Annotated in this window: 21 protein-coding genes; 3 read left to right on the top strand and 18 right to left on the bottom strand. The window is 29.0% G+C overall.

Annotated elements, in window-relative coordinates:
• Positions 1–16: 16 nt before the first annotated feature.
• The 18 genes from spoIIIAE to WY13_RS17580 form a co-directional block, all read right to left on the bottom strand.
• Complete coding sequence (gene spoIIIAE, locus WY13_RS17665; protein ID WP_063556886.1) at positions 17–1,249, bottom strand: stage III sporulation protein AE; 1,233 nt, start codon at positions 1,247–1,249, stop codon at positions 17–19.
• Between the two features lie 8 nt (positions 1,250–1,257).
• Positions 1,258–1,641 (bottom strand): stage III sporulation protein AD, encoded by a 384-nt coding sequence (gene spoIIIAD / locus WY13_RS17660; RefSeq protein WP_013237771.1) that lies wholly within the window; start codon positions 1,639–1,641, stop codon positions 1,258–1,260.
• Between the two features lie 9 nt (positions 1,642–1,650).
• Positions 1,651–1,848: a stage III sporulation protein AC gene (gene spoIIIAC, locus WY13_RS17655; RefSeq protein ID WP_013237770.1), complete on the bottom strand. Its 198-nt coding sequence runs from the start codon at positions 1,846–1,848 to the stop codon at positions 1,651–1,653.
• 57 nt (positions 1,849–1,905) lie between these two features.
• Positions 1,906–2,424, bottom strand: a complete 519-nt coding sequence (spoIIIAB, locus tag WY13_RS17650; protein WP_063556885.1) for a stage III sporulation protein SpoIIIAB — start codon at positions 2,422–2,424, stop codon at positions 1,906–1,908.
• A gap of 1 nt (position 2,425) precedes the next feature.
• Entirely contained in the window at positions 2,426–3,343 is a 918-nt protein-coding gene (gene spoIIIAA / locus WY13_RS17645; RefSeq protein WP_192845059.1) for a stage III sporulation protein AA, read from the bottom strand.
• 356 nt (positions 3,344–3,699) lie between these two features.
• A complete protein-coding gene (locus tag WY13_RS17640; RefSeq protein ID WP_013237767.1) occupies positions 3,700–4,101 on the bottom strand; it encodes a CD1247 N-terminal domain-containing protein in 402 nt (133 codons plus the stop codon).
• Positions 4,102–4,140: 39 nt separating this feature from the next.
• Positions 4,141–4,698 carry an elongation factor P gene (gene efp / locus WY13_RS17635; RefSeq protein ID WP_029170128.1) on the bottom strand — a complete coding sequence of 186 codons (558 nt, stop codon included), beginning with the start codon at positions 4,696–4,698 and terminating at the stop codon, positions 4,141–4,143.
• A gap of 316 nt (positions 4,699–5,014) precedes the next feature.
• The gene (locus WY13_RS17630) at positions 5,015–6,091 is read right to left on the bottom strand and encodes a M24 family metallopeptidase (protein WP_063556883.1); all 1,077 of its coding nucleotides are present in this window, start codon (positions 6,089–6,091) and stop codon (positions 5,015–5,017) included.
• Between the two features lie 634 nt (positions 6,092–6,725).
• Positions 6,726–7,139, bottom strand: a complete 414-nt coding sequence (locus tag WY13_RS17625; RefSeq protein ID WP_063556882.1) for a hypothetical protein — start codon at positions 7,137–7,139, stop codon at positions 6,726–6,728.
• Between the two features lie 27 nt (positions 7,140–7,166).
• Positions 7,167–7,610 (bottom strand): hypothetical protein, encoded by a 444-nt coding sequence (locus WY13_RS17620; RefSeq protein WP_063556881.1) that lies wholly within the window; start codon positions 7,608–7,610, stop codon positions 7,167–7,169.
• Positions 7,611–7,677: 67 nt separating this feature from the next.
• The gene (locus tag WY13_RS17615) at positions 7,678–8,412 is read right to left on the bottom strand and encodes a hypothetical protein (protein ID WP_063556880.1); all 735 of its coding nucleotides are present in this window, start codon (positions 8,410–8,412) and stop codon (positions 7,678–7,680) included.
• Positions 8,409–8,762, bottom strand: a complete 354-nt coding sequence (locus tag WY13_RS17610; RefSeq protein WP_242866542.1) for a hypothetical protein — start codon at positions 8,760–8,762, stop codon at positions 8,409–8,411. The genes WY13_RS17615 and WY13_RS17610 overlap by 4 nt, the downstream gene beginning before the upstream one ends.
• Before the next feature lie 56 nt (positions 8,763–8,818).
• Positions 8,819–9,316 carry a competence type IV pilus minor pilin ComGF gene (locus tag WY13_RS17605; protein WP_082848561.1) on the bottom strand — a complete coding sequence of 166 codons (498 nt, stop codon included), beginning with the start codon at positions 9,314–9,316 and terminating at the stop codon, positions 8,819–8,821.
• Positions 9,285–9,752 carry a type II secretion system protein gene (locus WY13_RS17600; RefSeq protein WP_063556978.1) on the bottom strand — a complete coding sequence of 156 codons (468 nt, stop codon included), beginning with the start codon at positions 9,750–9,752 and terminating at the stop codon, positions 9,285–9,287. The genes WY13_RS17605 and WY13_RS17600 overlap by 32 nt, the downstream gene beginning before the upstream one ends.
• A gap of 20 nt (positions 9,753–9,772) precedes the next feature.
• Complete coding sequence (locus WY13_RS17595) at positions 9,773–10,225, bottom strand: type II secretion system protein (protein WP_063556878.1); 453 nt, start codon at positions 10,223–10,225, stop codon at positions 9,773–9,775.
• Positions 10,226–10,282: 57 nt separating this feature from the next.
• Entirely contained in the window at positions 10,283–10,675 is a 393-nt protein-coding gene (locus WY13_RS17590) for a type II secretion system protein (protein ID WP_063556877.1), read from the bottom strand.
• A gap of 27 nt (positions 10,676–10,702) precedes the next feature.
• Complete coding sequence (locus WY13_RS17585; protein ID WP_082848560.1) at positions 10,703–11,725, bottom strand: type II secretion system F family protein; 1,023 nt, start codon at positions 11,723–11,725, stop codon at positions 10,703–10,705.
• Positions 11,726–11,899: 174 nt separating this feature from the next.
• Positions 11,900–13,420: a GspE/PulE family protein gene (locus WY13_RS17580; RefSeq protein WP_063556876.1), complete on the bottom strand. Its 1,521-nt coding sequence runs from the start codon at positions 13,418–13,420 to the stop codon at positions 11,900–11,902.
• Between the two features lie 132 nt (positions 13,421–13,552).
• Here WY13_RS17580 and WY13_RS17575 point away from each other — a divergent pair, with 132 nt between their 5' ends.
• The 3 genes from WY13_RS17575 to WY13_RS20730 all read left to right on the top strand — a co-directional run bounded on the left by WY13_RS17575 (position 13,553) and on the right by WY13_RS20730 (position 14,482).
• Entirely contained in the window at positions 13,553–13,828 is a 276-nt protein-coding gene (locus WY13_RS17575; RefSeq protein ID WP_063556875.1) for an ImmA/IrrE family metallo-endopeptidase, read from the top strand.
• Between the two features lie 32 nt (positions 13,829–13,860).
• Complete coding sequence (locus WY13_RS21400) at positions 13,861–14,019, top strand: hypothetical protein (RefSeq protein WP_192845053.1); 159 nt, start codon at positions 13,861–13,863, stop codon at positions 14,017–14,019.
• 289 nt (positions 14,020–14,308) lie between these two features.
• On the top strand, positions 14,309–14,482 hold the full coding sequence (locus WY13_RS20730; protein ID WP_082848558.1) for an aspartyl-phosphate phosphatase Spo0E family protein: 174 nt from the start codon (positions 14,309–14,311) through the stop codon (positions 14,480–14,482).
• Positions 14,483–14,533 lie beyond the last annotated feature (51 nt).

The following is a 14,533-nucleotide window of genomic DNA, read 5'->3' as shown; positions in this document are numbered from 1 at the left end:
ATTGTATTCCTCTCTTTCACATTGTAATTTTTCCTGCTGCAGCTATTATACATATCATTATGAAAAACATAACGGATACACATATGAGACACGCCATTATAAGTACAATGGAGCTTCCTGCAGAGTTTATACAGTTTACAAGCCTTCCATCGCTTATAGGTTCTATTAGAGCTGCAGTAAGTTTATATGCTACTACAATAATTAAAAGTTTTATTACTGGAAACAGCAGTATTGCTACAATTATTACAAGTCCCAAGCTGCTTAACGCATTTTTTAGTAAAATAGAATATCCTGCTACAGTAGATATGGCATCTGAAAGACTTTTCCCAACTATGGGCACAAAATTGTCCACTGCAAATTTAGCAGTTTTTGCTGTAACTTCATCAATAGTTTTAGAGGTTATCCCTCTTACAGTTATAATTCCTATAAATACAGTCATTATAATTCCCTGTGCCCAAAGTGCTACCTGATTTAGGAGCTTGGTAAGTTTATCTATTTTATATTCAGAAGATAAATTATTTACAAACTGAAGTACAAAAGACATGGATATTATAGGAATTATTACATCCATAAACAAATTGGCACTTATAGTTATAGCACCTATTACAATAGGATCCATAATTGATGCTTCTACAAATCCTCCAACTGCAGCCACCAAAGTTATAAGTATAGGTATTAAAGCGACCATAAAATCGGTCATTTCTTTTATAGTAGATCTAGCAATATCCACACTTATATAAAAACTTCTGGCCATTATTATTATTATTAGTGAGTAACATGCAAAGTAGGCTATATTAGATAACTGTTCTCCATTAAAAGCTCTCTGCAAATTAGTAAGTAATGCACATATAAGTGAAATTACTATCAAAAGTACTAAAAGTTTTAATGAGGCTGCTACTTCTCTCACCCCATACATTGCAAGTGCAGGTATAATTTTTTTAAAAGATGTATTTCCTGACCCAGTTTTTAGAAAATCTTTCACATAATCTCTTACATCTATGTCTTTAAGGACCTCATTTTTTGTCTTCATATTAGTTATATAGTCATAAAACTTTTCTATCTGCTCTTTTTCAGATTCGCTTTGTTTATTTTGAATTTTATTATATTTGTCATCCTGTACACTACCGTCATTACTATTTTCTATTTTAATTTGATTCTGCACATTTGTTTCTCCGCTGCTGGTGTCAAAAGCTTGTACATTAAAACCTATTAATAAAACTATAACTAAACCCAATATAATCTTTTTCATATTAACACCTACATAATCTTTAAAATTGACTGAAGAACAGCCATAAGTATAGGAATTGCAAGTACTAAAATTAATATTTTACCTGCAAATTCAACCTTTGCTCCTAAATTTCCTTGTCCAGCATCCTTACATATTTCACTGCAAAAAGAAGCTAAATATGCAATAGCAATTATTTTAAATACAGTGGTTAAATAAATGAAATCTATATTTGCCTTAGCAGCTAATTGCTGAATAAATTGAAGTACTGCCGTTATCTTTGCTATCATAAATAGGAATATAATTATTCCTGCAGCTATACTTATATAAACTGCTATGTCATCTCTCTTTCCTTTAAACAGAAGTACTAAAAACAGTGCTATAAAAGCAAACGCTACTACCTTAATTATCTCCATAACTTTCTCCTAAAGTTGGAACATAGTTCTGACTGTAGTAAATAATTTATTTACTAGGTTAATTACCATCATGAGGACAATTAAAATTCCTGCTAAATTGGTCACCACTGCATAATCACCTTTCCCACTGGCTTCTAAAACTTTGTTTATGAGTATAACAATCATACCCACTCCTGCTATTTTAAAAATTAAGCTTATGTCCATCATTTAATTATCTCTCCCTTTCATTTCTTATAAGAAATTTAATTAATGTGTACCTGCAGTTTAGACTAAAATTATCACCACCACTGCACCTAAAGAAAATCCCAGACATCTGTACATTTTTAAATTTTTATTCATTGAAATTTCTGAAATTTCAATTTGTTTTTTTATATTTTCTAGGGCTAGAGAAAACATTCTTTTCTGTCCTTCTATATCTGATTCTCCAAGTGTTTTAGATAAATCTATTAATGTACCTATATCTTCATTTTTCAAATTTAGGATATCTTTTTTCTTTTCAAATATCACATTAAAAGCCTCATATACACTGTCAACAGAATTCTCCTTTAACATATGAGATATTTCTTCAAGCACATCTTTAATAGGATTTACACTTTTAGATGCTGTATTTAAAATAGCTTCTGGCAGTGGAGTATGTGTGTATATTATTTCATTTTGAAGTTGATTGATGCATCTTTGTACTTCTCTCAATTGCTTAACTCTGCATTTCAAATTTTCTCCCCATATAAATCCAATTCCAGTGGAACCACATATTGTCATAATGCATCCTAAAAGCTTTAACATTTTATCCCCTCCATATTATTGAACTTTTTGGGAAATCATATATATATTCTATTGTTCCTGCACCCTTTCTATTGCTAAGTACTACAGCCCTATTAAATACCTTATTTTCAACTATTTCTTTAAAAACAGGTCTATTATATAAATCCTCTATTCCGTAACCGTGAATAGTTATAATTAGACTTATTCCTGAATTTAAAGCAGTCACAATACTATCCATATCCTTGTAAGTTCCTATTTCATCACAAACTATAACTTCTGGTGACATGCTTCTTATAGCCATTATTATTCCCTGACTTTTAGAGCATCCATCTAATATATCTGTTCTGATGCCAACATTTAACTGTGGAACTCCGTTAAAACAAGCTCCTATTTCACTTCTTTCGTCTATAACAGATACTTTCTTTCCCGTAAGTCCTATGTCTTTAACACCTTGGGAAATATTTCTTACAATATCTCTTACTAAAGTGGTTTTTCCACACTTAGGAGGTGAAATTATTATGGTATTTATTATTTCATTTCCTTTTGAAATGAATTTCATAATTGAATCCGAACAATTAGCCACTTCCCTACATATTCTGATATTTAAAGATGCGATATCTTTTATGGTTTTAACTTCATCTTTCTCCATAACACATCTTCCACATATTCCTACTCTATGTCCACCTTTAATGGTTATATATCCCTGTTTAATTTCTTCTTCAAAAGCATATATAGAATAATTACTCATCCTTTTGATTATTGTCTTTATATCTTCTAATTTAGGAATATATTTGCATACAATTTCCCTTTCACCTAACTGAAGTATCAAAGGTCTATCCGCCCTTATCCTTATTTCTTGTAAATTAGGGGATTCTATTAAATCACCTAGGGCAACTTTTAAATTTTCAGGTATAATGTTTAAAATTTCTTTAGTATCTATCTCTCTCATCTCCTTTATTACTTTATATTAATTCCTATTTTGATTATGTAAAAATTATTCCACATAAATAGAAATAAAATAAAAAAATCCTATCGAAGTTATAAACTTCAATAGGATTTAAAACTGTTTATCCGATGACTACCTGCTCTAATACTTCCACGCACACAGCGAAAGCGACTATCACCAAATCAAAGATTTGGGATATCTGCTTTTCTCCAAGTGGAAGTAAAGAGCAGCTACGTCCCTGGATAACGATTTTCCCTAAAGGATAACGCCTTCTAAGTGCTGAAGCACTAAGAAGCCTGTTAATAAGCATCAGGTGGAGTCAAAACTCCATCTGATGCCAAGAACTCTGTTTATTTACTTTTCTTAAGTTCATCCTTAATAGGAATACTACTATGGCAATTTGGACACGTTAATTCTTCTCGTTGTTCTAATATATCCTTATCTACATATACGGTATCATTGCAATTTGGACACTGTATTTCAGTAAAGTTTTCTCCTTCATCCTTACACTTACAGATTTCATAATCATCATCATATAAGTTGTCTTGTAAATCCGCTAAATCTTCATCCATGGCATCCACATAATCTTCCATATCTTTTTGAGCTCTGGACATATCGTCAATTTCTTCTGCCATGCTTTTAAGTACATTAACAATCTCTATTAGCATTTTTCCCTCATTAGTACTTTTATCAATTTTTAGTCCATCTACTAGACCATTTAGATAGGATACTTTAGATATAATAGAATTCACAATACCACATCCTTAAAGTTATTTTACCATTAGTATTGGCTAAACTCTTTCCATATATTCTCCGGTTCTAGTGTCAATTCTTATAGTTTCTCCCTCATTTACAAATATAGGGACTTGAACAACAGCCCCTGTCTCAAGAGTAGCTGGTTTTAATACGTTAGTAGCAGTATTTCCCTTAACTCCTGGTTCAGTATGAGTTATCTGAAGTTCAACAAAATTCGGAGCTTCAACGGAAAATGCTTCACCTTTATAAAACTTAATTATAGCAAACATATTTTCCTTTAAAAACTTTATTGCATCCTCTACCTTTTCATATTCCAGTGGAATTTGCTCAAATGTTTCCTGATCCATAAAATAATACAATTCTCCATCTGAATATAAATACTGCATTTCTTTTCTTTCTATAACTGCCTCCTGCAATTTTGCAGTTGGATTAAAAGTAGTATCAGTAACTGATCCTGTTATAACATTTCTAAGCTTTGTCCTTACAAATGCTGCCCCTTTTCCTGGTTTTACATGAAGGAAATCCAGTACTGTGTACACTTGTCCATCTTGTTCAAAAGTAGTTCCCTTTCTTAAATCTCCTGCTGATATCATTATATACATACCGTTATGTAAACTCTTCTCTTAATTAAATTTGTCTAAGATTTTAAGCTTACTTTCCCATTCATAGTGCCCGATTTCGCTATAAGCTACTTTCGCTTGGTCACACACTCCAAGGACGTAAATTCGGATATAACTAACCCTATATTTCAACACTTTTAAAAGCAGTGTTGGCTTAACGGTTTTAACCCCTTTCTTATTCTTATTCGACCTAGTTTTGATTTTTATCTAATTTTTCATAGAACTTTCTTTTATATATTTAATATTATATAAAATAATATCTTATCTAATTAAAATAATTACTATGGACTTAATCTATACATATTAAATTCTTAGGTGATCTAGATAAGGTCTCTCCTCCATTTTCAGTTACCATTACCAAATCCTCTATTCTTACTCCACCAAAATCAGGTATATATATACCTGGCTCATCACTTACTACCATTCCTGATTTTAATTTAGATTTATTTCTATAGCCAATTACAGGAGCCTCATGAATTTCTCTTCCTACTCCATGACCCAAACTATGTCCAAAACACTGGCCATATCCTTTACTAGTTATATAATCTCTAGCAACTGCATCTACTTTTGATGCTGGCATTTCTGGTTTATATTCCTTTAAGGCAAGTTCTTCGGCTTCTAATACTATATTGTATATCTCCAGCATTTTCTGTGATGGTTCGCCTATAACAACTGTTCTTGTCATATCAGAACAATATTCTTCATAAATGCAACCAAAATCCAAAGTTAAAAATTCTCCTTTTTTTATAACTTTTGCTGTAGCCTGACCATGTGGCAGACTTGATCTCTCTCCAGAAGCAACTATAGATGGAAAAGATAAATCCTTAGCTCCTAGCTTTTTCATATAAAATTCCAGCTCTAATCCAACTTCTCTCTCTGTCATACCAGCGCTTATGAATTTCACCATGTGGTCAAAAGCTTTATCCGCAATTTTTGCAGCATTTTTTATTGAATTTATTTCTTCTCTATCTTTCACGATTCTTATTTTTTCCACCATTCCATCCATTGGTACAAGTTCACAAGCTAAATTACTATGGTAAAGCTCATACTGGCTGTAAGAAACTATATTTTCCTCAAATCCAAGCCTATGTACTTTAAATTTGCCTATCAAGTCCGATAAAAATTTTACAAAAGAACCGCTTTTACCATATTCTAAAACTTCATAATCCTTAACTTGCTGTTTAGCCTGTTCAGTAAATCTGGAATCAGTTATAAAAAATGCTTTGTCTAAAGTTATAAGTGAAAAACTTTCATCTCCTGTAAATCCACTTAAATAATTTCTATTAGGATCTCCAACTAACAAAACAGCATCTAACTGTTGACTATCCATAGCCTCTCTCAATTTTTCAATTCTTTTTTTAAACATTTAAATTACCCCCCTAAATTTTAGCAGGGCATAATATCTTTATAATTACTTTAATTTATGGCAGATTACTCCCTGCTAAATTTGGAATCAAATTTAGCTAATAATTTAAATGATAAAATCGTTATTTTAATAAATAAAATTTAAAATAATATTATTCTATCATCATAGTGAACAATGTTATTTTATCAAAACTTATGATTATTTGCAAATATTAATGTTTTGCCTGCTTCAATCCACAATATGAAACTTTGACTTAATATAAAAAAATTACGACGTAATTTTTTTTGAGAGGACAGAGGACAATTGACAAAGGACAGTGAAGGATGATTTTTCTCCGCTATGCTACGAAAAATCTTCAATTTAAAAGAAACTTATGTTCTTTTGTTTTTCATAGGTACTCTTTTAGTAAGTAATTATTTGAAAATCATAGATTTTAGATACCTACTTAAGCGATGTTTTGCTTTAGCAAAACAATCTTAAAAAAATAAATTAGTTTTCTGACATAAGGAAGAAAACTTACCTTCACTGTCCTATGTCCTCTGTCAATTGTCCTCTAAAAAGTTGTGTCGCAATTTTTTTAAACTGTGAAAGTTGAGTTCTTTATAAACAGAGCTCTTGGCATTAGATCAGGTAGTCATCGGATAAAATTTACATCTGCTTTCGTTTTTATACCTTGAAATTTATCCTGTTCAATTTTAATATTATCTATGTTACTAAAATATTTGATTTTTTTAACTTTTTCTAGCATACTTTTGATTTCAGCTTGATCTCCTATTACTTCAAACTGTACGGTTAGCTTCCCATCATTATTGTTTGCAACATTAATTACCTGCATACCTTCTATACAGTTTAGTTTTCTCAAAATATCAGTATAACTCACCTGTTCCTTATCTTTTGTTTGATTTTTTAAGTTTTTTTCTACAAATTGAAGCTTAACATTTTCACTATGTATTCTTTTGAGCACATTATAATTTTTTATTAAAAGTACAGTACAACTGCACACTAAAAATATTATAATAATTCTATATATATTATTTACCATATTCATTATTAATATTCCACCTTTAAAACATTTTCATTTCAATTTTAGATTTATTTTCCATACCTTCTTTCCTCCTTCATCGTTTCCCATGAGCTTAAAACTTCTAATTATAAACTTATTTGATTTTTCTGCATCTCTAATTAGCAAAAAACATTCTTTTTCATTTCCCTCAAAATCTAAATCTAGACTTTTATTTTCTATATTTACATTTTTAAAGTTCCTTCCTAAATATATGTAATTATAAAAATCCAAATAATTTTCAAAAGTACTGCTTTTATCATGTGATAACTTTTTTACAGAACTATGTTCTTTCAACCTAGTTTCTACATCATTTAATTGATTTCTATTTATTATAAATATATCTAAAAATATTATGTTTACTATTAAAATAATCAAAATAAGTAACTTAAGACTTTTATTCTTTTTAGTTTCTCCCTTTTCTATACACCATTGGGGTAAAAAATATAAATTTTTCATATATCAGGCTACCTCTTAATTTCATTATTTTAATTTCATAACACCCTATGACAACAACTAAAATAAACTATCTTAAATCCCCTAAGTCTCTACATTTATAATTTGTAGAAAGACTTTGTATTATATCTTTGTAAATAAAATTCGCAAAGATTATAGTGGCAAAGTTAAAATTGGGCATTAAAATATTTAATTTGAATCTAAATTGTTCTAAAATTTCTGAAAAATTATCTTTAAATATATCCTTGTATACATTATTCAATATAATCTTATCTCTATAACAAGCCATGAAATATATAATATCATTCATATTTAAAATGAATATGTAATTTTCATCTTTTATCTTGCTTTTATACTTTGACCACATATAAAACTGAATTGGCACTATTTGTTTAATATCAGCACCGCTGTCACTACAAGTCTTTGCTATATCCATGTTATTCCAATTCATACAAGAAACCATTACTTCTACATTGTGTTTGCTAGATTGAACTATTTCATAAGAAAACATTATATTATCTAGATTTTTAAATTTATTTTTTAATTCATCTCTTATGACCTTGTATAAGAGTTTACTTTTCAATTTAGGTAATTTCATAACAGTTACATATATCTCTTCTCCATGTACTAATATGAACAATCTCTTATTTTTTAGATTAATTCTTATGTTCTCAATTTTACTTACAGGAATAACATTCTCATCCACTTTATTTTTCTTTAATAAATTAAATATAGAATGTTTTTTCGCCATTCCTTTATATGTTATATTTTTATTATTAATTTCTAAAATAGCTTTTTCATTCACTTTTCCAAGCCACCTTTCTTAAAAGAATAGTCTATGCAGCTATACAATATATCTTTATTTTTAACCTCATACTCATAAGTTTCTTCTTTGTAAAATTCACCATTAAAAATATATTCCACTTTAAAGCAATCCATATTCTTGTCATAGAAAATATAACATTCTTCAAAATATATTTTAAAATTATCTAAAGAAGATATATACTGCTTTATTCCATTATCATCACAACATGGATTTTTACTTATATACTCATTTAACTCAGTAAAGAGGTATTCTCTGTATTTTTCAGTTACATCCACTTGAATAGACTTTTTATGGCTATTTAAATTGTTTGATCTAATGTGCATTTCCATGCTGTAGCATCCAAGAGAAATTAAAATACACATACACCCTATAAAAAGCACATATATCAATATGAATCCTTTTTTAACTTTTCTCTTTCCATAGCAAAACATCTTCTATACAAGTTACCTTTCTTTGTATTTATAGATATGTAGAACACTTTTCCCTGCCTTTCCACATAAAAGTTCTCAACATTTTTTAACACATTATTTACAGTAGAAGAATCAGGACTGCCATAAGAAATTATGATACTAGACTTTTTGTCCTTTTTTATATAATCATACCCTTTATCATCATATCTCCTTAAAATTATCATATTGTTTTTTATATCTATGTATTTTGCAGCTTTTATTTGATATTCAATTATTATAAAAGCTTCATTTACATAAAAATTTTCCCTACTATAATTTATTTCTTCCCTGTGCAATCTCATATATTTCGATATAACAATTATTTGTGTGGTAGTTATTGCCGCTATCAAAGCTATGACCATAAGCATTTCTATAATTGTAAATCCTTTTTTTACATCTAATCTACTTTTTATAATTTCCTTTATAAAAATCACATTCCTCAACCTTTATATTTCCATACATTTTAGCATGAAGCTGTAAATTTACCTTTAGCACTTTTTCACCCGTCACCTTTAAAATTATGTAAGGTTCTTTTAAAGGTTTTTCATTTGAAAACAAAGTGGTTACATTTATGTTCTTAATATGTTGAAACTTTAAATTGCTGCAGTCTATATATGTTCTTTCCTTCATCCTTAAATTCAATAAACTATCATAACTGCAGTTATACATAATACTATTTTTCACATATTCCATAACTAAAGTACAATTATTCATTTCTTCATTATATGTTTTTACTTTAAGTGCATCTACCTGAATAAACAGTGCCATCATAAATAATACCGAGAAAATAGTTATGCTGCACAACACTTCAATTAATGTGAATCCTCTTTTAACCAGTATCCTTTTTCTATGAGATAATATCTTTACCACAAAGTTTTTTAGTTCACAAATTAATACTTTATATCTACGTAAGCTGTTCCCACGCACATAGTAATGCAATGCATTTCTCCCTTCCTGTCTTTAAATTTTATACTGCAGGCATCCTCTGTAATTCCCATGTTATCTATTTTTATTCTGTTGTCCTCCCTTACACGGTTTAATACAAATCCTTCTGGTAACTTTAATTTAAATATTTCGCCCAATTCTACATTAAAAGTTATTTCATTGTTTTTTGTATCAAAATAAATGTATCCTCCTTCTTCTTTCTTATCCCTACAATAGGTTTTAGATCTATTTATAAAATCTACAATATTGTTATTAGTAAGATCAACATCTATCTTATTCTTAAGGCTACTAAAAGTACCCAAGTTAACCAGACTAAAACTTAAAAGTATTGAAAATATGCTGAGTACCAGAAGAAGTTCTATAACAGTAAATCCTCTTTTTTTTATTTTATCAGCCATAAAATTATTTTCCTCATTCAACAGTTTTTACAATTAAATATTAAATTATAAATTTTCTCATTTAGGAAATATCTGCTTATCTCCATTTTTAACTTTATAGGAACTTTCCTGAGCATTTATTTCTAAAGTATAATCTTTATCATCACTTTTATAGCTTATAGTTATAAATTGATCACTGTCTCCAGCTGAAACTTGTGGGTTTTCTGCAGAAGTAAGCTTTGATAAACATTCCTGCACATCAGCTGTATCAAATTTTCCATCACTATTTCCATAACTAGCCATAGCCGCTGTTTCTAGCTGTTTAGCCGTATTTATAGCTTTAGCAGTTCTTACCTTACTTTGGTATCCAGAAAATTTAGGAACCAAAAATCCTAGAAGAACTAATATTATAGCAACCACGAGCATGAGTTCTATAAGTGTAAATCCTTTTTTCTTTTTATGTACCTTCATAATTTATACCCCAACTTTCTTTTTAATTTATAGAGCAGAATCCATTATAGTAAAAATAGGCATAAGTGCAGATATAATAAATATTCCAACAAATAGGGAGAGAATGATTATTATCATTGGTTCTATAACTTTGGTTGCTTTTTCAAAATATCTATCCAATTCACTGCCAAACAATTTTTCCAATTTAGCAAACATCAAATCCATTTTTCCTGTCTCTTCTCCTGTAGCAATCAAGGATATAAATAATTTATCATTTATTTTCGCCTTATTTAAGGCATCACTCATACTTTCTCCTTGCTCTATATGTTTTATTGAATCTTCTAATTTTTCGGACATAATCTCACTTCCAATCAAATTCTTAGTTATTTCTAAAGACTTCAAAATATTAACTCCTGATTCACTAAGTACAGTCATAGCTGAGCATATTTTAAAAACAAACATTTTATTATATATCTTGTTAAAATAAGGCATTTTAAACCTTATACTTTCTCTAATTTTTCTTCCCTTACTGCTTTTACTAAATTTATAGCCCAACAATAGAATTAAAATTGTAATTACAATTCCTTGCAAATAGTGCAACTTTAAAAACTGGCATATGTACATTACCACTCTGGTCAAAGTTGGTATTCTTCCTCCATTTGACTGTATAATATCTGTAAATTGTGGTATTATTTTAATCATCAAAAACATTACAATGCATATAGAAGTTATCAAAGTCACTACTGGATATATAAGGGAAGCTTTTATGGTGGAAATCACGTTGTTTTTCTTTTCGTAATATTCAGATAACTTTACCAATACCTCATCTAGTTTTCCACTAGTCTCGCCCACTCTTATCATTTCAATCATAAAATCAGGAAATATATTTTTAAACTTTGTCATACTACTGTGTATACTTTCCCCTTTAATTACATCTTCTTTTATAGATTTTAATGCTAATCTTAATGAATTTTTATTACACTGAGTTTCCAAATTATCAAGTGCTCCTGATATGTTTATTCCAGCACCCAGCATAACACTCAATTGACTGCATAGTACACTTATATCCATTGGTCCTGGATTTTTTAAAAAAATTTTTTTATAACTTTCTAAAGAAATAGTCTGATATATAAAATATTCCTTTTTCCTTAAAGTATATTTTAATCTTGTGAATGCTGAATCTTCACATTTACCTTTAATTTTTTTACCTTTTGTATCAATTGCCCAGTATTTTATTATATTCCATCACCTAACCTTAATATCGCAATCAAATAAGTTTAGCCTTAATAGTTCTTCATAAGTTGTAATTCCTGATTTAATAAGCTCTATACATTTTTGTCTCAATGAAATCGTATTTGATTTTTTTATACCATCCTTAAAATCAATTTTATCATTTTTTCTATACTGTCTTCTAATATCTTCCCTGCTAACTATCTGGTATACTACTGTTCTTCCCTTATATCCTGTATGACTGCATTTGGAACATCCTTTTCCTCTATATAAATAGCAATCAGAAGATAAATTTAGTTCTTTAACCTCTTGAAGTGAAGGTAAATACCTGCTTTTACAATGAGTGCATATTTTTCTAACCAGTCTCTGGCATATTACACCTACCAGAGCATCTTCTATAAAATATTCTGGTACTCCCATATCTTGAAGTCTTATGACAGATTCAAGAGGATTATTAGTATGCAGCGTACTTAAAACCAAGTGTCCTGTTACTGCTGCCCTTATTGCTATATGAGCTGTTTCCTCATCTCTTATTTCGCCTACCATTATTACATCTGGATCTTGCCTCAGAATACTTCTCAATCCTTCTGCAAAATTAAACCCTATCTTGGTATTTACATTTACTTGGTTTATACCTTCTAATGTATATTCCACAGGATCTTCTATGCTAACTATATTTTTTTCATACCTGTTTATATTATTTAATAGGGAATAAAGCGTGGTTGATTTCCCGGAACCAGTTGGCCCCACGGCTAGAAGAAGTCCGTGATCGCAACATAGCATTCTTTTTATTTTATCTTCACTTTCTTTTGAAAATCCTAATGTAGCCATGTTTTTTATGTTTTCATCTCTATATAAAATTCTTAAAACTATTTTTTCACCATATATAGTAGGAAGGGTAGATACCCTTAAGTCATAGTTTAGATTTTGTTTAACATATTTTATCTTCCCATCTTGGGATATCCTCCTTTCTGATATGTCAAGCTCTGCCATTATCTTTATCCTAGTGCACAAAAGAGGATAGATAGACTTTGGTATTTTAATATACTCCCTCATAATTCCATCTACCCTCATTCTTATGGTAACACTATTTTCAAATGGTTCTATATGCAAATCACTGGCTCTTTCATCTATAGCCTTGTCAATTATGTAATTAGCTGCCTTTATAACTGGAGAGCCTTGAAACTTGTATTCATCTTGAAGTGGATTAGCAATTAATTCTGGAATACTCTCCTTTAACTTTATGTCCTTTAGTGCATGGTCTAAATTTTGTTTGCAGTAGTACTTATTTATCAACTTAAATATAACTTCCCTACTAGTCCTAAAAAATTTAAGTTCTTTTCCCAATATAAATTTTAGTTCCTCAATTAGAGTAAAATTGGGTACTTTATCTACGGCTATAAATAATTTATTTTCTTCCGCTTTTAAAGCTATTAAACAATTATCCCTGGCTATTTCTTCAGGTATTTTCTTTATTACATCTATTTCTATAGAAATGTCTTCTATATTTATATTCTTTAATTCTACAGGAAACACTTTATTTTCCTCTTTTCATTATTATTTACATATATAAATTATAACCATCCTTTTTATCTTTAAACAATGCTGCTAAAATATAATTAACCCAACTTTTGCACATATGAAATCTAGGCTTAATACAAGAATATTGTGAAACAATTTAGCTGGCATTGGCAGGAAAAAGAAAAAAGGTATGAAGATATAGGGGAAAATACTAAGGGGTTTTATATTAGTCTAATAACAAACAACTATATAGTAATAAACTCTAAATTGAACGAAATTGAAAATGAAGCAAACAAGTTTGCAGCTGAACTTTTAATTGACGAAAAAGACATTAAATATTCTTTAGAAAATATGTGTAAAGGCCAAATTGCATCATATTTCGGAGTTAACGAGAAATTAGTTGAATATAAATTTAATAAATAGGACAACTGATTTATTGAGAAAGGAGTTTGGTTATGGAACAGAATAAAAAAGGAAGTAAAAAAAGTTATGATTATTTAGCTATTGGAATAAGTTTGGGTATTTCATTTGGAATATTATTCAATAATCTTGCTTTAGGAATATCAATTGGCGCTGCTTTAGGAATAGCTTTGAGTAACAATAAAACAAAGTAGTATTATATATAGAATTTGGACATGTAATGTACGTATATGGGACAAGATGCTTATGTTGTAGCAGACATGTTATATAATGGATAGAAATCGTAAACGGAGCTATATTTAATTATAGCTCCATTTTTATATCTATAATATATAAGGAGATTATTTTATTTTTTCTCCTTAATTATTTGACTTAAAATAGATATATTTTAAATATAAAAATTGGTTTGTGTAATTTTTATTTTTATAGTATAATATCTAAGTTGTTGAAAATTAGTAATAAATTAGTAAGGATGTATAATTAATGAACACATTGTTAGAAAAAGTAAGAAATAGGCTGTATAATATGTTAGATTCAGGTGAATTTACTGATGAAGAAATATTATCTGTAAGTCAAGAACTGGACAAGCTAATTCTCTCTTATTATAAACTTAATTTATTAAACTTTTCTGAAAACCACAAAAAAAATAAAACTTAATTTTTAAATTTTATTTTTTTGCAAAATGTAGAAGGATAATCTAATATTTTG

The sequence above is a fragment of the Clostridium ljungdahlii genome (assembly GCF_001636845.1).
In the GTDB taxonomy this organism is placed as follows: domain Bacteria; phylum Bacillota; class Clostridia; order Clostridiales; family Clostridiaceae; genus Clostridium_B; species Clostridium_B ljungdahlii_A.
Note: the sequence above shows the minus strand (reverse complement) of the source record. Positions and strands in the feature narration are given on the sequence as shown.